The following is a 20,460-nucleotide window of genomic DNA, read 5'->3' on the forward strand; positions in this document are numbered from 1 at the left end:
ATTTGGTATAGTAAGATAAGAGGTGAATTGAAATGAAAGTTTTGATTGTTGGAGTTGGAAAGCTTGGTTATAAGCTTGCACAGCTTATGATAGATGAGGGAATAAACGTTACTCTGATAGACAATAACAGTAAAATGCTAGAGAGAATAAATGAGCATGTAGATGTATTGACCATAGAAGCTAATGGAATTGATATAAATGTTTTAAGGGAGATCGAAATAAACACTTATGATCTCCTAGTAGCATCTACTGATAGTGATGAAACCAATACAGTAGTTTGTCTTTTAGCAAAAAAATTAGGTTGTAAAAGAACTATCGCTAGAATTAGAAATTCAGAATATATGATGCAGCTTGACTTTATAAAAAAGGAGATGGGAATAGATCATATAGTAAATCCAGATCTTGATATTGCAAGAAGCATAGAAAAGTATATTCTTCAAAATTATGTATTTCATACAGATGAATTTGCAAGTGGAAAAGTACATATGTTAGATTTTCATATAGCTCATCATGAAGAATTTATAGGAAAAAAACTTAAAGAATTAGAAGGATTTGAAAATCTACTTATAACTGCCATACTTAGAGATGGTGAAATCATAATTCCCCATGGGAATACTTCAATTTTAGAAAATGATACAATCTATATAATGGGAGAATGTACTGATATAGATAAACTCAATGCAAGATTTGACTTTAATATAAAAAACAAACCGGTAAAAAAGGTTATGATACTTGGAGGAAGTAATATTTCATATTACTTAGCTAAAAACTTAGCAAAGTCAAATATATCAGTAAAGATTATAGAAAAAGATAGATTAAAAGCAGAAGCTCTCTCTAGAGTATTAGAAGATACTCTCATAATACATGGAGATGGTACGGATATAAACTTGCTTGAAGAAGAAATGTTAAGTAATATGGATGCATTTGTAGGAGCTACTGGAATGGATGAACAAAACCTGCTTATGGCTCTGATGTGTAAACAAGCTGGAGTAAGTAAAACAATAGCAAAGGTAAGTAAACAAAACTATACAAAGATAATCGATAGACTTGATATAGATGCAGCTCTAAACCCTATAGATATAACAGCTAGTAATATATTGAAGTTTTTAAGGGGAGGAAAGGTAATTTCAGTTTCACTTCTTCTTGGTGGCGAGGCAGAAGTTACAGAGATAATAGTATCAAAAGATAGTCAATTTATACAAAAGAGCCTTAAAGAGTTAAAACTTCCAAAAGGAGTTATAATAGGGGCTATAGTAAGACGTGGAAAAGTTATCATACCCAAAGGTGGGGCTACGTTAGAACCTAAAGATAGGATAGTTATATTTTCATTGAGAGAAGATTTAGAGACACTTAAGAGGTTTTTCAATCCTAGGAAGGGGGGTATGATTAGTGAACTATGGAATCGTGCTAAGGGTACTGGGAATACTACTGATAATTGAATCTAGTCTAATGGCACCTTCCTTGCTAATATCACTTTATGAGGGAGAACATGATTTTTATCCATTTTTAATTACAATAATTATAACTTTAATAGTTGGGATAATTTTATCAAGAAAAAAGGGAAAAGACAACTTGATAAGTGCTAAAGATGGACTAGCCATAGTAGCTCTTGGTTGGCTTAGTATTTCAATACTTGGGGCAATGCCGCTTTTCTTAGCAAAATCTACTCCAACCTACATAGATGCATTTTTTGAAATAGTATCAGGTTTTACTACAACTGGGTCTTCTGTTATTGAAAATGTTGAAATACTTCCTAAGGGGATACTATTTTGGAGATCATTTACTCACTGGATAGGTGGGATGGGTATATTGGTATTTACAATTGCACTTCTACCAGCTCTTGGAGTAGGGGGGTTCCAAATATATAAGGCAGAGAGTCCAGGACCTATTGCTGGAAAGATGGCACCAAGAATAAAAGATACCGCAAAGATTCTCTATATAACTTATTTTAGTATAACTATTTTACAAGTAATATTACTCTTATTCGGTAAAATGAGTCTTTTCGATGCCCTTCTTCATACATTTGGTACTGTAGGAACTGGAGGTTTTGGAATAAAGGCAGAGAGTGTAGGGTATTATAAGAGCAGTTATATTCATATAGTTATAGCTGTATTTATGGTTCTTTCAGGAGTAAGTTTTTCTCTTTACTATTCTTTATATAGAAAAAAGATAAGAGATGTGATTAAAAATGAAGAGCTTGGACTCTATTTAGGTATAGTAATCTCTAGTACCTTATTTATAGCAATAAATCTATATATGACAAACTATGGTAAAATCTCTCTTTCTCTAAGGGATTCTTTTTTTCAGGTTGCCTCTATTATGACAACTACCGGATATTCGACAGCAGATTTTGATTTATGGCCTAGTTTTAGCAAAGGAATATTAGTCCTTTTAATGTTTATAGGAGCAAGTGCAGGTTCAACAGCAGGTGGTATAAAGGTAATAAGAATACTTGTAATGTTTAAACTTATAAAAAGAGAAATCTTAAAGATATTTCACCCCAGAGCCATTATACCTATAAGAAATGACGGTCGTGTGCTTTCTAATGAAGTAATAGCTGGTATTTATAGTTTTATAGCATTATATATGGTAATATTCTCCTTAAGTACACTTTTAGTCACACTTGAAGGTGTAGACCTTGTAACTGCATCAACTTCAGTTATAGCAACATTAAGCAATATAGGGCCAGGACTTGCTTTGGTAGGTCCTACTAGAAGCTTTGCACTATATAGTGGAGCAACCAAGATGCTTCTATCATTTTTGATGTTACTTGGAAGACTTGAACTATTTACCATAATAGCACTACTAGCTCCAAAGAATTGGAGACGTGAAATGTAAGAGGTGAAAATATGAAAAAGATAATAGGAAATGATTGGGATGATTTATTAGAAGGGGAATTTCAAAAGGAATATTATAAAAAACTTAGAAGCTTTTTAATAGAAGAATATAGAGAAAAAATCATATTTCCAGAAATGAATGATATCTTTACTGCCCTAAAAACTACTCCATACAAAGATGTCAAAGTTGTAATATTAGGTCAAGATCCATATCATGGAAGGGGTCAATCTCATGGACTTGCATTTTCTGTAAAAAAAGGAGTTATGATTCCACCAAGCCTTAGAAATATGTTTAAAGAATTAAATACAGATTTGGGCCTTCCTATTCCAAATAATGGGTATCTAGAAAAGTGGGCAAAACAAGGTGTCTTACTTCTTAATACATCCCTAACGGTAAGAGAAGCACAGGCTAATTCTCACAGTAAAATAGGTTGGGAAATCTTTACCGATAGGATAATTGAGCTTTTAAATGAAAGAGAAACTCCTATAGTATTCATTCTTTGGGGAAACAATGCCAAGTCCAAAGAAAAATATATAACAAATAAGAATCATCATATAATAAAAGCAGTACATCCAAGTCCACTTTCAGCTTCAAGAGGATTTTTTGGCTCAAAACCATATTCAAAGACAAATGATTTTTTAAAGAGCATTGGAAAAGAAGAAATAGACTGGAGAATTGAAAACATTTAAATTTCAATTTCCTTAATAAAATACGATAAAAACCTCTCTTATTACTAGGAGGGGTTTTTTGTTTAATAAATTAAGGTTTTATCCGATATATATAATGAAAAATGTTTTTTAAAAGAGAAGTTCACAATCCATAGATGAAATTCATATTATTGTAATAGAAGATTTTAAAATCAATAAAAAATTATAAAAAATTAAAATATAAAGGAGAATTCACTATGAAGCAATATATTATATTTAAAACCAATTCTCAAAGCCTTGGAATCCCAATAGAACGCATTGAAAAAATAATAGAATTTGAAGAAGGTAAAAAGATCCCAGAACCACTACCTTATATGATGGGAGTTATAGAGTATAATGGGAAAGTATTACCAGTTATAGACCTAAACAAAAGGCTTTATGGCAGGGAAATAGTTAAAAACATAAATACAAAGATAATAGTAGTAAACTGGAAAGAAAAACATGTAGGACTAGCAGTAGAAGATATACTTGGTATAAAATCTTACGAAAATGAATATGAAGCACCAACTAAAGAATTAGAAATATCTAAAGAGTATGTAGAAGGCTTTATAAAACTTCCAGAAGACATTATAATAGTACTGGATGTAGACAAGTTATTTATAAAAGAAGATGAAGAGTTATTATCAAATGAGGAATTAGCACATAATATTTAGAATTGGTGGTAAAGAAATGTCAAAAGAAATAAGAATAGGAATAGCAGATTATAAGGTATCTAATTCTCCAGATAAACTTATAACATTAGGCCTTGGTTCTTGTGTGGGTATAGCAATATACGACCCGGCAACCAAAAGAGGAGGATTAAGTCATATAATGCTTCCAGATAGTAGCTCATTTATAAGTGATATAAAAGTCGAAAAGTTTGCAGATCTTGCTATTCCAACCATGATAAGAGAAATAACTAGTGGAAGATTTAATAAAAATCTTATAGCAAAGATAGCTGGAGGCGCTAGCATGTTTAGCTTTTCAAGCAATGCAAACAATATAGGCCAAAGAAATGTTGAGGCAGTAGAGGCGGTTTTAAAAGAATATAGAATACCTATCCTCTCTAGAGATACAGGAGGAAATATAGGGAGAACTATGGTAGTAGATTTAAATAGTTTTACTATAAGCATAAAAAACGGAAGTAAAGAAATAAACATATTATAAAGGTGGTGTATATATGACAATAAAGCTAATGATAGTAGATGATTCTGCATTTATGCGTAAGATAATAGCAGATTCCGTAGAAGATATAAAGGGCATAGAAGTAGCAGGAATCGCTAGAAATGGCTTAGATGCATTAGAAAAGATAGATATAATTAAGCCAGATGTTATAACTTTGGATATAGAAATGCCAAAACTTAACGGTATAGAGACACTTAAAGCGATAAAAAAGAAATATAAAATGCCAGTTATAATGCTAAGTTCTATTAGAAAAACCGAAGTTACATTTGAAGCTTTAGAACTAGGAGCTATAGACTTTATAGAAAAGCCTGAAAATTTAAATCAAAATCTAGAAGAATTTAAACAGGAGTTAGAATTAAAGATAAACTCTCTAATTTTTTCTAAAAATCATATTAAAAAAGAAAACAAACCACAAACTTCAAATAAAGGTGTGGGAAGTGTAAACGCTATAGTTATAGGTTCATCTACTGGAGGACCTAAAGCACTAGTATATTTATTAGAAAACCTTCCAAAGAAAATCAATATACCCATCTTTATAGTACAGCATATGCCAAAGGGCTTTACACTATCATTTGCACAAAGACTAGATAAACTTACCACAGCAAAGGTAGTAGAGGCAAAAGACAATATGAAAATAGAAAGTGGAAAAATCTATCTAGCTCCAGGAGATTTTCATCTAAGGCTAGAAGGCTCACTTATAAAACTTACAAAAGAAGATAAGATGCACGGGGTAAGACCTGCGGTAGATTATCTATTTCAAACAGCATCAGAAATTTATAGAGAAAAACTAGTAGGTGTAATACTTACTGGTATGGGAAAAGATGGAACAAATGGTATGGAATCAATAAAGCGTTTTGGAGGCCTTACAATAGCACAAGATGAATCAAGCAGTGTAGTATTTGGAATGCCAGGAAGTGCTATTGCAAAAGGTGTAGTAGATGAGGTTTTGGGCTTAGAGGATATATCAAAAACCTTAAATAATATATTAAGGATGAGATAATGGAACTAAACTTTGATGGATTTTATGACTTCACAAAGAAAAAACTTAATTTAGAATTATGGGCATATAAACAAAAGCAACTTCAAAGAAGAATAACAACAGTTATGAACAGTTCAGGGGCAAAGACTTTAGAAGAGTACGCAAAGCTAATAGAAAAAGATGAAAAGATAAAGCAAAAGTTCTTAGACTATATAACAATAAATGTAACAGAGTTTTTTAGAAACAAGGATATATTTGAAGGATTTGAAAAAATAGTAAAAGAGAAATTAAATCCTAAATTTGGCGCTCTAAAGATATGGAGTGCAGCTTGTTCAATAGGAAGTGAACCCTATTCACTAGGGATTATAATGGATAAAAACAATCTTAGGATAAAAGATAAAATTCTAGCAACAGATATAGACGAACAGATATTAAATAGAGCCAAAGAGGGAAAATATAAAGAATCAGAAATAAAAAATATAGATAGTATGGATTTGAAAAATTATTTTACATTAGAGAATGAAGAATATACCATAGACAAAAAAATAAAAAGCATGATAAACTTTAAAAAACATGATTTAATACTTGGACAATATGAAACAGGTTTTCATATAATAATATGTAGAAATGTAACCATATATTTTAAAAATGAAGTAAAAGATGAAATATATAAAAAGTTTAATGATTCCCTAGTAAAAGGCGGTATACTATTTACTGGTGCCACAGAAAGTATATACAATCCTGAAAAATTAGGATTTAAAAAATTATCTACTTTTATATATGAAAAAGTATAGGTAAAAGGAGCGAATAAAATGGATGACACTACAAAATATCGAGATCTCTTCTTTGAAGAGACCGATGAATATTTGCAAACTCTAAACGAATGTATACTAGAACTAGAAGAACACCCAGAAGAAAAAGGACTCTTAGATGAAATATTTAGATCAGCACACACCCTTAAAGGTATGGCGGCAACTATGGGTTACAAGACAATGACTGAACTTACCCACAGTATGGAAAATGTATTTGAGCTATTTAAAAATGGTACACTTAAAATAACAGCAGAAACTATAACTCTAATATTTTCTTGTCTAGATAAACTAGCAGAAATAGTAGAAGACTTAAGAGGAGATATTGAAAAAGAATACGACATCTCAGAAATACTAAAAAGCCTAGAAGCCTTAAGTTCTGGTGAAAAAGATGTAAAAAATGAAACAGACGATGGCTTTAGTATCATTTCTTTAAACAGTTTAGATAATACACTAAGGATGCTAATAAACAACGGAAAAGAAAGATCATATGATGCATACAATATAGCAGTAAAACTAGATGAAAAATGTACTCTAAAAGGGGCAAGATCTTATCTAATAATAAATCGACTAGAACAAATTGGAGATGTAATTCATCTAGATCCTCCAGCGGAAAAACTAGAAGAAGGAAATTTTGATAGAGTATTTAGGATAATATTCTTAAGTCAGCTAAGCTTAGATGAAGTAAAAGAAAATATCAATGACAATGTAGAAATAGAAGATATAATAGTAGAAGAAATAGATTTATCAAAAGCCCAGGAATTCACTCCAAAGATAGAAGAAATCGCAGAAGAGGTAAAAGATGGAGAATCTGTAAAAGAAGAAAGCGATACAAAAGAAAGCTCTTCTTCTAAATCAGGTAATCACGCGATGAACCAGTCTATAAGAGTAGATTTAAGTAGACTAGATAGATTTATGAACCTTGTATCAGAACTTGTAATCTATAGAACAAGACTTGAAGATCTAAGTACAAAATATAAGGCCACAGAAATATACGAACCCCTAGAAAATGTAGAGAGAATCACCTCTGAACTTCAAGACCTCGTATTAAAGATCAGGATGCAGCCAGTAAAAGTAGTCTTAAATAGATTCCCAAGGATGATAAGAGACCTTTCTCAAGAACTAGATAAAGATCTGGAATTGCTAATAGAAGGAGAAGAAACAGAACTCGATAGAACAGTTGTAAGTGAGCTTGCAGAACCCTTAGTTCACCTAATAAGAAACGCTGCAGACCACGGTATAGAATCAAGAGAAGCAAGACGTGAACTTGGAAAAGCTGAAAAAGGGCTTATAAACCTTACTGCCTATCAAGAGGGAAATAGAGTAATCCTAATAGTAAAAGATGACGGAAGAGGAATAAACCCAGAGATAATAGAAAAAAGTGCAGCAAGAAAAGGGATAGAGACAAAAGGATTAAGTGAAAGAGATATGATAAATCTCATATTTCATCCAGGTTTTTCTACAGTAGAACATGTTACAAATGTATCTGGTAGAGGCGTTGGAATGGACGTAGTAAAACAAAAGATAACAAGCCTTGGAGGAACTATAGATGTAGAGAGTAAGATAGATGAAGGTTCTACATTTACAATAAAACTTCCTCTTACACTATCTATTATACAAGCCCTAATGGTAAACATTGGAGAAGAGACTTTTGCACTTCCACTTGGTATAATAGAAAAGATAGTAAAAGTAGAAAAAGAAGAAATAGTTTTATCCCACGACAAAGAAATCTATGTATATAGAGAAAAAATGGTGCCAGTTATAAGGATAAATGAAAAACTAGGCATAGAATCCACAAGAGAAAACAACCATCTAATTCTTATAACACTAGGCCACAAATACTACGCCCTATTAGTAGATGATCTAATAGGTCAACAAGAAATAGCTATTAAAAAACTTAGTGGTACCCTTGGAAATATGAAAGAATATCTAGGTGCTACAATACTTGGAAATGGAGATATCACTCTTATATTAGATGTAGGAAACTTATGTAAAGAAGAAGGAGAATAGAAAGTTATGATGGAAGACACATATACACATCTACAAATAGATTGTTTAAGAGAAGTTGTAAATATAGGTGGTGGAAATGCAGCTACAAGTCTTTCAAGGCTTTTAAACAAGCGTATAGACATGACAGTTCCTATTATAGAGGTTTTAAGCTACGAAGAAGTTTATACAAGTATAATGGCAGAAGATAAAGTAGTAAATTCTGTTATAATGAATATGATGGGAGATGGTGAAGGTATATTTGTATTTATAGCTTCAATGGATGCTACAGAGAGTTTAGCCAAGATGATGATGCAAAGTGATGAAGAAGTATCAGATGAAATAAAAAACTCTGCACTGGTAGAACTTGTAAATATAACAGTATCATCTTTTCTAAATGCCATAAGCAAGATGATAGATGCAAATTTAATCACATCTATTCCCTTTAAAATAACAGATATGTTTGGTGCAGTCCTTAGTAGCGTGTATATGGAAACAGAATACTTTGATGAAAATATAATGATCATTAAAAATGAATTTTCATATAATGGAAATAGAATTGAAACCTCGCTTTACTTTGTACCAAGGCCAGGAGTATTAGAAAAATTATTTAAAACATTAGGAGTCTAGGAGGAAGAAAATTATGTCAAAAAGAGTTTTAATAGTAGATGATGCAGTTTTTATGAGAATGAAGTTAAGAGATATATTGGAAAAAAATGGTTATCAGGTAGTAGCAGAAGCCCAAAATGGAGTTGAAGCGGTAGAAAAATTCAAACAAGAAAAACCAGACCTTGTAACTATGGATATAACAATGCCTGAAATGGATGGAGTTGCAGCTTTAAAAGAGATAAAATCTCAAGATAAAGATGCAAAAATAATAATGTGCAGTGCTATGGGTCAACAGTCAATGGTAATGGAAGCAATTCAATCCGGAGCACTTGACTTTATAGTAAAACCATTTGACACAGATAGAGTACTTCAATCATTAGAAAGAGTAATGAGATAGGAGGGGCTTGTATGCAAATAATTATATTTACCTTAAATGATAAATATTATGCAATAAATACAGAGATTGTAGAAGAAATTACTAAGACAATATCCCTTACACAAGTACCAAATTCCGAGGACTGGACAGAAGGACTTATAAATTTAAGGGGAAATGTTATAACACTTGTAAATATGAGCAAACTATTATTACAAAATGAAGATTCATGTTATAATAATATTATAATAGTAAATATAGAAGAAGAAAAGATTGGAATCTTAGTAAAAGAAGTAATGGAAGTAGTAAATATAGAAGAAGAGAAAATGGAAAGTTTCAACACTCAAAACACAGGGATAGTTGGAATATACAGAATAGATAATAGGATTATAAATATTGTAGATATACATTCATTATTGTATAAAAATGAGGGATAAATGTGAGCCAAGTTCTATCACAACAAGAAATCGATAGTCTTTTAAATGCACTCAATACTGGAGAAATAGATCCAGAAAAATTAAAAGAAGAAGAAGAGATAAAAGTTAGAGCCTATGACTTTAGAAGACCTATAAAACTATCAAAAGAGTATACAAATACTCTTCATATGATATTTGAAAACTTTTCTAAAGTTGCATCTAACTTTTTAACAACACAACTAAGGCATGGTGTAAATATAACGGTTGGAGCAGTAGAACAGATGAGCTATGATGAGTTCATTCGTTCTATTCCCAAGTTTACACTCTTGACCTTATTTAGTGCTACAAACTTAAGTGGAACCCAGATGCTAGAAATAAACCCTCAGTTTTGTATACAAGCCATAGACCTTTTATGTGGTGGAGGAGCTGCAATAAACATGGAAAACTGGGAAAAAAAGGATAGATTTACTGATATAGAACTAGGAATGCTTGACGAAGTAGTAAAAAACATACTCAAATCATTTGAAAGAGCATGGAGCGAAATAATAGAGACAAAGACTAAAATTCTTTCCTTAGAGACAAACCCACAGCTAGGTCAAAGTATGTCTCCAAATGAACCAGTAATTCTTGCAAGCTTTACAGTTGAGATATTTAAATTAAAGAGCTTTATAAACATATGTATACCATATATCTCATTTGAAAATATATTAGATAAACTTAGCTTTAGAAACTGGTTTGACTTTGAAAAAGAAGTAAACGATAAAAGTAGAGATATAATCTCAAACAGTCTTATGTCAGCTCCAGTAGATCTTGAAGTAGTACTTGGAAGTTCAAACATCACAGTTGAAGACTTTTTAGAGCTAGAACTTGGAGATATCATACAGCTAGATGTAAAATCAAAAGACCCACTAAAACTTTTTATAGAAGATAAACTTCATTTTCTTGTAAAACCAGGGAAAATTGAAGAAAAACTAGGAGTAGAGATACTTCAATTCATAGAAGAAGGTGAAATCGATGAGTGATAACTTTTTATCCCAAGAAGAAATAGATGCACTATTAAATAAAAACAATAGTAGCGAACCAGAACCAGAACCAGAACCCACAGATCAACTAGACAATATACAAATAGACATCATAGGAGAAGTAGGAAATATTTCCATGTCAACAGCAGCAACGACCCTTTCTTCTATACTAAATCATAGAGTCCTTATAACTACTCCTAGAGTATCCATAGTGCCATTTAAACAGGTAATCCAAGAATGTACTATACCAAAAGTTGTGGCAAACATAGAATTTAAAGAAGGGCTAAAGGGAGATAACTTCCTAATGGTCGACATAGGTGATGCAGCTATAATAGCAGACCTTATGATGGGTGGAGACGGAACAAATGCAAATCAAGAACTCACTGAACTTGAAATAAGTGCAGTAGCAGAAGCTATGAATCAGATGATAGGTTCAGCTTCAACTTCTATGGCAACTATGTTAAATAGAACAATAGATATATTTCCACCAGATGTAAGTGTTTGGGAAGATGAAGATTCAGTAAATCATCCAATAAAAGATTCAGATGGCAATATATGTAAGATAGCATTTGATTTAACAGTAGAAGGACTTATACAAAGCGAGATAATGCAAATATACACTATGGAAACCGTAGAAAAGATAACAACTATAATGATGGGAGATACCCAAGAAACGGAAACGATAAAACAAGAAGAGCCATCTAAAGAGATAATAGAACAACAAATAGAAGAAGATGAAATAGAACCAGAAGAGGTAAGAGATACTCCTAAAAAAGAAGAATCACAACAAAAGGTTGTAGTACAAAAACCTGTATTTCAAGATTTAAGTCCAGAAGGAGAAAAGAGAAAAGCCCCTAGAAACTTAGATCTAATAATGGATGTACCACTTGAATTTAGTGTAGTTCTTGGAAAGAGTAAAAAAACTATAAAAGAAGTTTTATCCTTTAACAATGGTTCAGTAATAGAATTAAACAAACTTGCAGATGAGCCTTTAGAGATATATGTAAATGGTAAACTAATCGCTGAAGGAGAAGTTGTAATCATAAATGAAAACTTTGGAGTTAGAATTACAAACATATTAAGCAAAGAACAAAGAGTAAGAAATTTAAAATAAAACTTAAAGTTATAAAAAAACTTCCGATATAAAGAATAAGATAAAGAGGAGGAGTTTATATGAAAATCAATAACAACTATAATAACTATAATAAATATATAAAAGCATCTCAACAAAGAGATATCCCTAGAGAAGAAACAAAAACAAATAAAGAGAAAAATATAAATGTCCAAATCTCAAACTCTACAAGAAAACTAGTAGATTCTATGAAGGAAGTTAAAGAAAAAGGTATAAGTGAGAGAGTAGAAAACATTAGAAAAGCTATATTAAAAGGAAAATATGAAATAGATGATAAAACTATAGCTAAAAAAATAATGGATAATATCTACATTCAAGAGGGAGAAAGAATAGATGAGTAAAAGAGAGTTTGTAAAGCATCTAGAATCTATAATAGAGCTTTTAAATGAAGAAAAAAAGATTTTAGTAGAAAATAAAGGCGATGCTTTAACAGCAATAATAGAAAAAAAAGCCTTATATATAAATGATTTAGAAAAATTTAGAGGAATAGATTTAGAAGATGAAAAAATAATGGGTCTTATAGAGGAGATTGATTCTTTACAAGAATTAAATCTCCTTTTAACTAGACAGGCACTTTCCTTTCAAGATAATCTTTTAGAATCGCTTTCAAAGATAGCTAAAAATTCAAATACATATTCCAATATTGGAAGTTATGATAAAAAAACAAACATAAATATAATAGAAAAAGAAGTATAGGAGGGTTAATATGTCAGGAATATTTAGTTCAATGAATACAGCAACAAAAGGGCTTATGGCTCAACAGACAGCCCTTCATACAACAGGACACAATATAGCAAATATAAATACAGAAGGATTTTCAAGACAAAGAGTAGATATGAAAGCAGACCGTGCCTACAACTATGGGGGTATAGGTCAGCTGGGAACCGGTGTAAGGATGGAATCTATAGTTAGAATGGTAGATAACCATGTAAGCAAGCAAATAAGAGCAGAAAATAGTACACTAAGCAGATTTGCAGAGAAATCTGAAGTAATAAATCAGCTAGAAGTAATCTTTAACGAACCATCTGATACAGGGCTAAACTTTAATATAGGCGAAATGTTTGATGCTTTCCAAGAACTGAGCAAAAACCCAGAAAATTTAAACTCCAAAACTTTAGTAGTAGAAAAACTTAAAACATTGACAGATACACTAAACCATATGGCAGGTCAAATAGAATCATTAGAAAGTGAAACCCACGCATCAATAGATAAAAACATCTTAGATTTCAACTCAAAAGTAGACGGATTAAATACACTAAACAAGCAAATATTCAATGTATCAATAAAAGGACAAATACCAAATGATCTATTGGATCAGAGAGATTTGATGCTTAAAGACTTAACTGCTATAGCAGATGTAAGTATAGATTTTGATAAGTATGGTAGAGTTGGTATTGAGATGGGTGGAAATAAGATACTTACTCAAGAAGGAGAGCAAAATGAGCTTAAATATGATAAATACGACAAGGATAATCCAAATAAAACAAGAGAAGTTAAACTAGTTAATAGCAAAGATAATAGTGAGGCTACTATAACTGTAACAAATGGCAGTTTATTAGGTAATATGGATGCTTTGAGAGATATAGATAATTCTAAAAAGAACTTAGATAAGATGGCAAGTACTATGGCTCAAGCTATAAATAGAGTTCATGGACAATTAGAAGTTAAAGATCAAAATGGTAATTTAGTAGAAGCTGGTTTTATATTTACAGTGAAAGAGGGAAAAAACCCTGAGGATGCGGCTATGAATATAGAAATAAATAAAGCATTGGTATCAGACAACAGCCTTTTACAATCAGGTAAAAATGGCAACGAGGGTGATGGATCCCTTGCACTAGAACTTGCAGGGCTTAGAAATAAAAAACTTGGTGAAGATGGAAAGGAAGACCAATCGGGAAACACTATAGGTGGAAGCTATAGAGATATAGTAATAAAAATAGGTATCTCCAAACAACACTCAGATAATATGGTAGAAAATCAAGAAGCTTTAACACAACAATTAGAAAATCGTAGAGAGTCTGTTTCTGGAGTATCTATAAACGATGAAATAACAAATGTAATAAAATTTCAAAAAGCATATGAAGCAAATGCTAAAGTCCTATCAGCTCTTACAGAAATGTTAGATGTCCTTATCAATAGAACAGGGGTGTAAAAATTGAGAATAACAAATAATACAATGAATAATGCGTTTATAAACAATTTAAATAAAAACTTAAAAAATATGCAAAAAGCTCAAGAACAACTTACATCTTTAAAGAAAGTATCAAAGCCATCAGATGATCCTCTCTTAGTAGGAAAGATTCTCTCTATGAAGGACAATATAAAACAAAACGAACAATACAATTCAAATATAAGTGAAAGCCAAGGCTGGGTACAAACCCAAGATACAGCCCTAGCTGATGTTACAAAGACTATGAATAGAATAAGAGATTTAATAGTTTACGGAGCAAATGGTTCATTAGCACAAAAGGATAGAGATGCCATAACAGATGAAGTAAAGATGAAAGTTGGAGAAATAAAAGAGATCTTAAATACAAACTTTGATGGAAGATATATCTTTGGTGGACAAAAAACGGGAACTGCACCCTTTGAGGAAGGTGTAGATGGTAAACTTCAATATGTCGGAAGTGATGAAGATATAGAACGAGAAATCTCTCAAGGTGTTATTATAAAATTAAAAACAAACGGTGGAGATATAACAACTATTAAGGGTGAACCTTCACCTGATAAGGATCAAACTCTAGGAGATTTTCTACAAGAAGTAGTAGGAGCTATGGATAAAGGTGAAACTGATAAACTATCTAATGATCTTCTAGCAAAAGCAGATAAATTTATAGACAATATCCTAAGGGTAAGATCCAGTATAGGAGCTGTAGACAACAGACTAGAAGCTGCCCAAGAAAGAAATAAATCAGAAAACATAAATCTTACATCGGTACTATCAAGTAAAGAAGATATAGATATAGCTGAACAATATATGAAATATACTATGATGTCAACAGCTTATCAAACATCACTTTCAGTAGGAGCAAAGATACTTCAGCCTAGTTTACTTGATTATCTAAGATAGGAGAATGATATGGAGATAAACACTAAATACCTTGGTAAAGTAAATATAGATAAAGAAAGCATCCTATCATTTCCCAATGGACTATTGGGACTTAAAGATAGCCAAAACTTTGTAACAATAAACATGGAAGATATGCCTCACTTTAAATTTTTACAAGATATAGAAAATCCAAATATATCTTTTTTAACCATAAATCCATGGGAGTTTTTCCCAGACTATGATATAGAACTTCCAGATAGTAGCTTAGAAAACATAAATATAAACCCAAAAGGTGAAAATCTCATGGAAATCTATGCTATAGTTACTTTAAACAAAGAGTTTAAAAAGAGCACAGCAAATCTCCTAGCCCCCGTAGTTATAAACCTAAAAGAAAAAAAGGGAAAGCAGTTTGTACTAAACAACTCCCCCTACACTACAAAACACCCCCTATTTAAGGAGGGTGAATAATATGCTTATCTTAAATAGAAAAATAGGAGAATCTATAATAGTAGGAGAAGATATAGAAATAACTATTTTGGAAATAGAAGAAGGAAGAGTAAAGATAGGAATAGATGCACCAAGGGATATAAATATTTTAAGAAAAGAAATATATATAGATATAACAGAAGAAAACAAAAAATCTCTAGAAATAGATGGAGATGTACTAGATATATTGAAAAAATTATAAATTTAAGACTAATATAATACTTCCAAAATAGACTGTCTAATTAACTAGAATTAGAACATCTACTTTTGAAGTATTTTTATTGCTTATAAGCTCTATATAATATATAATTAATTTAACAATAAATCGTAAACTCAAAAAGGAGGCTTTCAATTGGATAATCAAGAATTTCAGAGACTAGTGCTTGAAAAATTAGATAATTTAACAGAAGGTCAACAAAATTTAGAAAAAAGACAATCTAGCCTAGAAAAAGGTCAAAATAGTTTATTAGAAAGGCAAACTAGCTTAGAAGAAGGTCAACTATCTTTAAAAAAAGAAGTTGAAAACATTAATAAAAAGCTAGATGCCGTAGTTGAGCAAACTGCTAACTTAACTGAATTTAAACAACAAGTACTAACTGAATTACAAGATATAAATTCAAATATATCAAGAATAGAAATAGCTACAGCAGATAACTGGAGTGATATTGCTAGACTTAAAGCGGCTAAATAAAAAGATTTGAAGAATTGTACTTCAAATCTTTTTATTCAGGAAAGAGTTTTGTTGAAGAAGATTTAAAAGACATAATATAAAATGTTGAAAAGGCATATCCAGAAGGGAGTGGATTAATTGTGACTACTGCTGAAAGGCTTATAAAAGAGGGAATAGAAAAAGGCATGGAAAAAGGTGAAAAAGAAGGTAAAGTTGTAATTGCAATAAAACTATTAACTAAAAAGTTTGGTATATTACCAAGTGAAACTAAGGATAGAATAAAAAACTTAGATATTGAGACCTTAGATGTTTTAATAGATGGGATATTTGAGTATAATAGTTTAGATGATATTGAAAAATTCATATAGTTTAATATTAAGAAGAGAGCTAGATGTTCATGAGCTCTCTTCTTAATATTAAATGGTTGAATAAAATATAAAAGAACTGTAATAAATTTTTATGGAATTTATTACAGTTCTTTTATATTAATTTAAACTTCTAACCAGATTCAAATCTATATTATAAGATAATTCTGTGATTATATATGGGGTTTATAATCGTTTTATGTTATTTATTTAAAAATTCACTTATATCATTTAAAGAGCTATATACATCATTTTCATTTATAGCTACAAATGGAACTTCAATATTGTATTCCTCTAGATATCTTTTTAATTCTTCCATGAAAATTCCAAGAGCCTTTATTTCCTTTAAATTTTTTATTTTATGGTCTATACTATCTTTGGAAGAAGAATCTCCTTCCCAGTCTCCTGAACAAGTCAGATTTACACCGCAACTTGGACTGCCGTCAATTCCTATAACACCTACTATCTTATAACCTGTATCTATATAGCTTTTTACTTGACCTATTATGAATTCGAGCATTTTTCTACAATTATTCCTGTAAAACAATGTATCAAATTGCTCTTTTACATGACCCCATCTTTTAATACCATATATTATCATCTCAGGACAAGGAAGCTGAATAATTCCTATTTCCTTTTCATCAATCATATCTATTAGCTCTTTAAAAATTCCTTGATATTGGCTTAATCCTTCTACCTTAGAATTAGAATTTAATATACAATGAGATACCATTATAATTTTTCTACTTCTTTTCAATTTTCCACTTCCTTTATAAAATTTTTCATCTATAAATTTATACAAAAGCCTTTTTTCATTCTAAAATAAACGTACTCTCCCACCTCATAAAGTTTAGCTTCTGCATTAAGGACATCTATATCTAATAAGGTTTTATTTACATCAGCAGTATAACGTATAATATTTCCTTGGGGAAGAATATCTTTGATACTTCCAGAAAGATAATAATGGTTATTATCTCTTATATATTCAACCCTAGAAATTTCAATAATTTCTGGTCGAATAACTATATTCTTATCACCCATATATTCCTGATTACTTAACTTGGAAAAGATTTTCCATGGTATAATATTATAATTACCTATAAAACTAGCGGCAAAATTATTTATGGGTTTGCTATAGAGTTCAAAAGGGTTAGCAGATTGTTCTATTACTCCATCTTTCATTAAATGTATGGTATCTGACATCGTCATAGCCTCATTCTGATCATGCGTGACAAAGATAGAAGTCATCTCAAGTTCTTTATGAATCTCTTTAATCTGAGATTGAAGAGATTTTCTAAGTTTTGCATCAATTGCACTTAATGGTTCATCTAGAAGAAGTACCTTTGGCCTTGTAACAATACATCGAGCCAGGGCTACCCTCTGTTGTTCTCCTCCGGAAAGTTGGGATGGATATTGTTTTTCTTTTTTAGTAAGATCAACCATTTTAATTGCTTCCTTTACACTTTGGTCTATACTATCCTTGTCCATTTTTTTCATTTTTAAGCCAAAGGCTATATTATTATATACATTTAAATTAGGAAAAAGACTATACTGTTGAAAAATCATTCCTACATTTCTATCTCTTGGATTCATATGAGTTACTTCTATTCCATCAAGAAAAATTTTCCCCCTAGTAACTTGTTCCAATCCTGCAAGACATCGTAATAATGTACTTTTGCCACATCCAGAAGAACCTAGTAATGTTACAAATTCTCCTTTTTCAATTGAAAGATTGGTCTTTTTTAAAACATGATTGTCACCGTAGTATTTTTCTATATCTTGAAAAACTATATATGTCATATTATCCCTCAAATTCACTTCCCAATATTATTAGGAAGTTTTTATTTAATTTAGATTTTCTTTTGCATTGTTTACATATGTCGTATCGATTATATTTTCGAATCCAATAGGTTTTTTTATAATTCCTTGTTCTAAACAAAATGATTCAATTGCTCCGTATCCTTCTTTGCTATAATTACCATCTGTTGTTAATGAACTTCTTAGGATACTTATAATTTCAACCATATCTTTACCGTCAAACATCGGTGCTACAACCTTTGCAATCTCTTCATCCGTATGTTCTGTCTGCCATTGAATAGCTTTCATAACAGCATTTGTAAATTTTTGTACAGTTTCAGGGTTTTCCTTAGCAAACTTCTTAGTAACGGTAACCATTTGAGATTCATAAAACTCTGTACCATAAATAGCTTTATGTTGTTCTGGATCCATAGTATTAATTAAAATATTTGCATTTATTTCTTCTAATTGATTGATATAAATACCATCAAAGTAAGCAGCAGAAATAGTACCTTGTTCAAGAGCAGCCAAAGCAGCCCCATATTCCATATTAATCCATTCTACATCATTTACAGTTAATCCCGATTTTTCTAGAGCAGATGCAACAAAAGAATAAGGAGCTGAACCAGGCATACCTCCAAAGATTGCCTTACCTTTTAAATCAGCCATATTTGTAATTTCTGAATTAGTGGCAAACATATATTGTTTATTTTTAACTGTTGGGAGGATAATTGTGGATTCTAAACCTTCTTCAAATGCTCGTAAAACTGGTTCAGTAGAAAGCATACAAAATTGAGAATCCCCTGCATGCATACCTTGAAATGCGATAGGTCCATCTTTGTAAACAACGAATTCAGTTTCTAACCCTTCATCTTTAAAATATCCAAGCATTTCAGCCACATAAACAGGGAGCCATGATTCTCCACGCATCTCCGAAATTGTAATTTTTTCAAGCTTTTGTTCTGTTTTCCCGCTACTATCTTTTTCACCTTTATTTACTGGTTGTGCTGTACAACCTACAACCATAGTGGTAATTAAACCAATTAATAAAATAATCTTCATATATTTTTTCATATATTTATCTCCTCTCAATAGTGTATTTAATAACTTTCTTTTAGATTTTTCTTGTTTTGTAAAGATAAGTTTGATGGCGATCTCCAGCGAAGTAAATAATTTTCAATTTTATCAAGGGAAAAGTTTAAGATGATGCCAACAATAAGTAATATTAAAATACATGACATAACACGGGCAATATTAAAAAATGAACTAGCATAAGCTATCATCCATCCAAAGCCTGCTGAAGCACCTATATATTCCCCTATAATGGCTCCTACTAAGCTAGAACCAACTCCTACACGAATCCCTGATAATATAAAAGGCATACTCGATGGCAGAACTATGTGAAACAAAGTTTGTATCTTTGTTGCCCCAAGTAAAGTGGCTGATTCAATAAGTTTAGGTTCTACATTTCTGACACCAGCATAAGTAGAAAAAAACACATTGAAAAAGACCATAAGACCTGCAAGAAATATTTTTGATGTAAGACCTAGACCAAACCATAAAATATAAACTGGCGCTAATGTTAGCTGAGGAATACCATGGATTGCTGTTATAATAGGCAAAAGAATTTTCCCAAGCATCTCAAATTGCCCCAATATTAAGCCAACTATAACTCCAACTATTGTGCCGTATAATAACCCGGTAAGAGCCTCATGCAATGTAACAGATGTATGTTTTATTAAATCCCCACTTGTATAAAATTCAACTAAATCTTTAACAATTGCACTTGGGTAACTGGTGAAAAGTGGATTATAAATTTGTTTTCTAGCTGACCATTCCCAAGAAATAACGAACACTCCAATTAGCAATAACCTCATAGTGATTATGAAATATCTTTTCTTTTCCATAGCATCCCCCCAATCTATAAACCAATTTTATAATAAACCAATAGATATAATTTATAATGTTACTTTTCTTTATAGATGTTTTAAATAATTATATCTCTGGCTTGTACATTTGAAATTTAGTCTAATATTATATTTCTTAATCACTAGCTTA

At 31.1% G+C, this 20,460-nt stretch carries 25 protein-coding genes; 21 read left to right on the top strand and 4 right to left on the bottom strand.

Annotated elements, in window-relative coordinates:
• The first annotated feature begins 32 nt into the window (after positions 1-32).
• The 21 genes from trkA to TICRE_RS12840 all read left to right on the top strand — a co-directional run bounded on the left by trkA (position 33) and on the right by TICRE_RS12840 (position 16,608).
• Positions 33-1,439 (top strand): Trk system potassium transporter TrkA, encoded by a 1,407-nt coding sequence (trkA, locus tag TICRE_RS12740; RefSeq protein WP_075728695.1) that lies wholly within the window; start codon positions 33-35, stop codon positions 1,437-1,439.
• Positions 1,390-2,838 carry a TrkH family potassium uptake protein gene (locus TICRE_RS12745; protein ID WP_075728697.1) on the top strand — a complete coding sequence of 483 codons (1,449 nt, stop codon included), beginning with the start codon at positions 1,390-1,392 and terminating at the stop codon, positions 2,836-2,838. The genes trkA and TICRE_RS12745 overlap by 50 nt, the downstream gene beginning before the upstream one ends.
• Before the next feature lie 11 nt (positions 2,839-2,849).
• On the top strand, positions 2,850-3,527 hold the full coding sequence (locus TICRE_RS12750; protein ID WP_075728699.1) for a uracil-DNA glycosylase: 678 nt from the start codon (positions 2,850-2,852) through the stop codon (positions 3,525-3,527).
• Positions 3,528-3,742: 215 nt separating this feature from the next.
• Positions 3,743-4,198 (top strand): chemotaxis protein CheW, encoded by a 456-nt coding sequence (locus tag TICRE_RS12755; RefSeq protein ID WP_075728701.1) that lies wholly within the window; start codon positions 3,743-3,745, stop codon positions 4,196-4,198.
• A 16-nt stretch (positions 4,199-4,214) separates the two neighbouring features.
• Complete coding sequence (locus TICRE_RS12760; RefSeq protein WP_075728703.1) at positions 4,215-4,691, top strand: chemotaxis protein CheD; 477 nt, start codon at positions 4,215-4,217, stop codon at positions 4,689-4,691.
• A 13-nt stretch (positions 4,692-4,704) separates the two neighbouring features.
• A complete protein-coding gene (locus TICRE_RS12765) occupies positions 4,705-5,709 on the top strand; it encodes a protein-glutamate methylesterase/protein-glutamine glutaminase (protein ID WP_198927581.1) in 1,005 nt (334 codons plus the stop codon).
• A complete protein-coding gene (locus TICRE_RS12770) occupies positions 5,709-6,482 on the top strand; it encodes a CheR family methyltransferase (protein WP_075728707.1) in 774 nt (257 codons plus the stop codon). Before TICRE_RS12765 ends, TICRE_RS12770 begins: the two co-directional genes overlap by 1 nt.
• Before the next feature lie 18 nt (positions 6,483-6,500).
• The gene (locus tag TICRE_RS12775) at positions 6,501-8,507 is read left to right on the top strand and encodes a chemotaxis protein CheA (RefSeq protein WP_075728709.1); all 2,007 of its coding nucleotides are present in this window, start codon (positions 6,501-6,503) and stop codon (positions 8,505-8,507) included.
• A gap of 6 nt (positions 8,508-8,513) precedes the next feature.
• Positions 8,514-9,113, top strand: a complete 600-nt coding sequence (locus TICRE_RS12780; protein WP_198927582.1) for a chemotaxis protein CheC — start codon at positions 8,514-8,516, stop codon at positions 9,111-9,113.
• Between the two features lie 13 nt (positions 9,114-9,126).
• Positions 9,127-9,489: a response regulator gene (locus TICRE_RS12785; RefSeq protein ID WP_075728711.1), complete on the top strand. Its 363-nt coding sequence runs from the start codon at positions 9,127-9,129 to the stop codon at positions 9,487-9,489.
• Between the two features lie 11 nt (positions 9,490-9,500).
• Positions 9,501-9,902: a chemotaxis protein CheW gene (locus TICRE_RS12790; RefSeq protein ID WP_075728713.1), complete on the top strand. Its 402-nt coding sequence runs from the start codon at positions 9,501-9,503 to the stop codon at positions 9,900-9,902.
• 2 nt (positions 9,903-9,904) lie between these two features.
• Positions 9,905-10,903, top strand: a complete 999-nt coding sequence (gene fliM / locus TICRE_RS12795; protein ID WP_075728715.1) for a flagellar motor switch protein FliM — start codon at positions 9,905-9,907, stop codon at positions 10,901-10,903.
• Entirely contained in the window at positions 10,896-12,017 is a 1,122-nt protein-coding gene (gene fliY, locus TICRE_RS12800) for a flagellar motor switch phosphatase FliY (protein WP_075728717.1), read from the top strand. Before fliM ends, fliY begins: the two co-directional genes overlap by 8 nt.
• Positions 12,018-12,076: 59 nt before the next feature.
• Positions 12,077-12,376, top strand: coding sequence for a flagellar biosynthesis anti-sigma factor FlgM (locus TICRE_RS12805; RefSeq protein WP_075728719.1), 300 nt, complete (start codon positions 12,077-12,079; stop codon positions 12,374-12,376).
• Positions 12,369-12,731, top strand: a complete 363-nt coding sequence (locus TICRE_RS12810) for a hypothetical protein (RefSeq protein WP_075728721.1) — start codon at positions 12,369-12,371, stop codon at positions 12,729-12,731. Before TICRE_RS12805 ends, TICRE_RS12810 begins: the two co-directional genes overlap by 8 nt.
• 10 nt (positions 12,732-12,741) lie before the next feature.
• Entirely contained in the window at positions 12,742-14,187 is a 1,446-nt protein-coding gene (gene flgK, locus TICRE_RS12815) for a flagellar hook-associated protein FlgK (protein WP_075728723.1), read from the top strand.
• A gap of 3 nt (positions 14,188-14,190) precedes the next feature.
• On the top strand, positions 14,191-15,105 hold the full coding sequence (gene flgL, locus TICRE_RS12820; protein WP_075728725.1) for a flagellar hook-associated protein FlgL: 915 nt from the start codon (positions 14,191-14,193) through the stop codon (positions 15,103-15,105).
• A 9-nt stretch (positions 15,106-15,114) separates the two neighbouring features.
• Positions 15,115-15,552 carry a flagellar assembly protein FliW gene (fliW, locus tag TICRE_RS12825; RefSeq protein ID WP_075728727.1) on the top strand — a complete coding sequence of 146 codons (438 nt, stop codon included), beginning with the start codon at positions 15,115-15,117 and terminating at the stop codon, positions 15,550-15,552.
• A gap of 1 nt (position 15,553) precedes the next feature.
• Positions 15,554-15,772 carry a carbon storage regulator CsrA gene (csrA, locus tag TICRE_RS12830; protein WP_075728729.1) on the top strand — a complete coding sequence of 73 codons (219 nt, stop codon included), beginning with the start codon at positions 15,554-15,556 and terminating at the stop codon, positions 15,770-15,772.
• A gap of 150 nt (positions 15,773-15,922) precedes the next feature.
• Complete coding sequence (locus TICRE_RS12835) at positions 15,923-16,261, top strand: hypothetical protein (protein WP_084191976.1); 339 nt, start codon at positions 15,923-15,925, stop codon at positions 16,259-16,261.
• A gap of 119 nt (positions 16,262-16,380) precedes the next feature.
• Complete coding sequence (locus tag TICRE_RS12840; RefSeq protein WP_075728731.1) at positions 16,381-16,608, top strand: DUF4351 domain-containing protein; 228 nt, start codon at positions 16,381-16,383, stop codon at positions 16,606-16,608.
• A 199-nt stretch (positions 16,609-16,807) separates the two neighbouring features.
• Here the strand turns inward: TICRE_RS12840 and TICRE_RS12845 are convergent, their stop codons facing one another.
• From TICRE_RS12845 to TICRE_RS12860, 4 genes are all read right to left on the bottom strand, one after another.
• Positions 16,808-17,407, bottom strand: a complete 600-nt coding sequence (locus tag TICRE_RS12845) for a CD3072 family TudS-related putative desulfidase (protein WP_233120214.1) — start codon at positions 17,405-17,407, stop codon at positions 16,808-16,810.
• Positions 17,392-18,405: an ABC transporter ATP-binding protein gene (locus TICRE_RS12850; RefSeq protein ID WP_075728766.1), complete on the bottom strand. Its 1,014-nt coding sequence runs from the start codon at positions 18,403-18,405 to the stop codon at positions 17,392-17,394. Before TICRE_RS12850 ends, TICRE_RS12845 begins: the two co-directional genes overlap by 16 nt.
• Positions 18,406-18,450: 45 nt before the next feature.
• Positions 18,451-19,428, bottom strand: a complete 978-nt coding sequence (locus TICRE_RS12855) for an ABC transporter substrate-binding protein (protein WP_158016550.1) — start codon at positions 19,426-19,428, stop codon at positions 18,451-18,453.
• Between the two features lie 74 nt (positions 19,429-19,502).
• Entirely contained in the window at positions 19,503-20,279 is a 777-nt protein-coding gene (locus TICRE_RS12860; protein WP_233120212.1) for an ABC transporter permease, read from the bottom strand.
• Positions 20,280-20,460 lie beyond the last annotated feature (181 nt).

This window comes from Tissierella creatinophila DSM 6911, assembly GCF_001940565.1.
GTDB lineage: Bacteria > Bacillota > Clostridia > Tissierellales > Tissierellaceae > Tissierella_A > Tissierella_A creatinophila.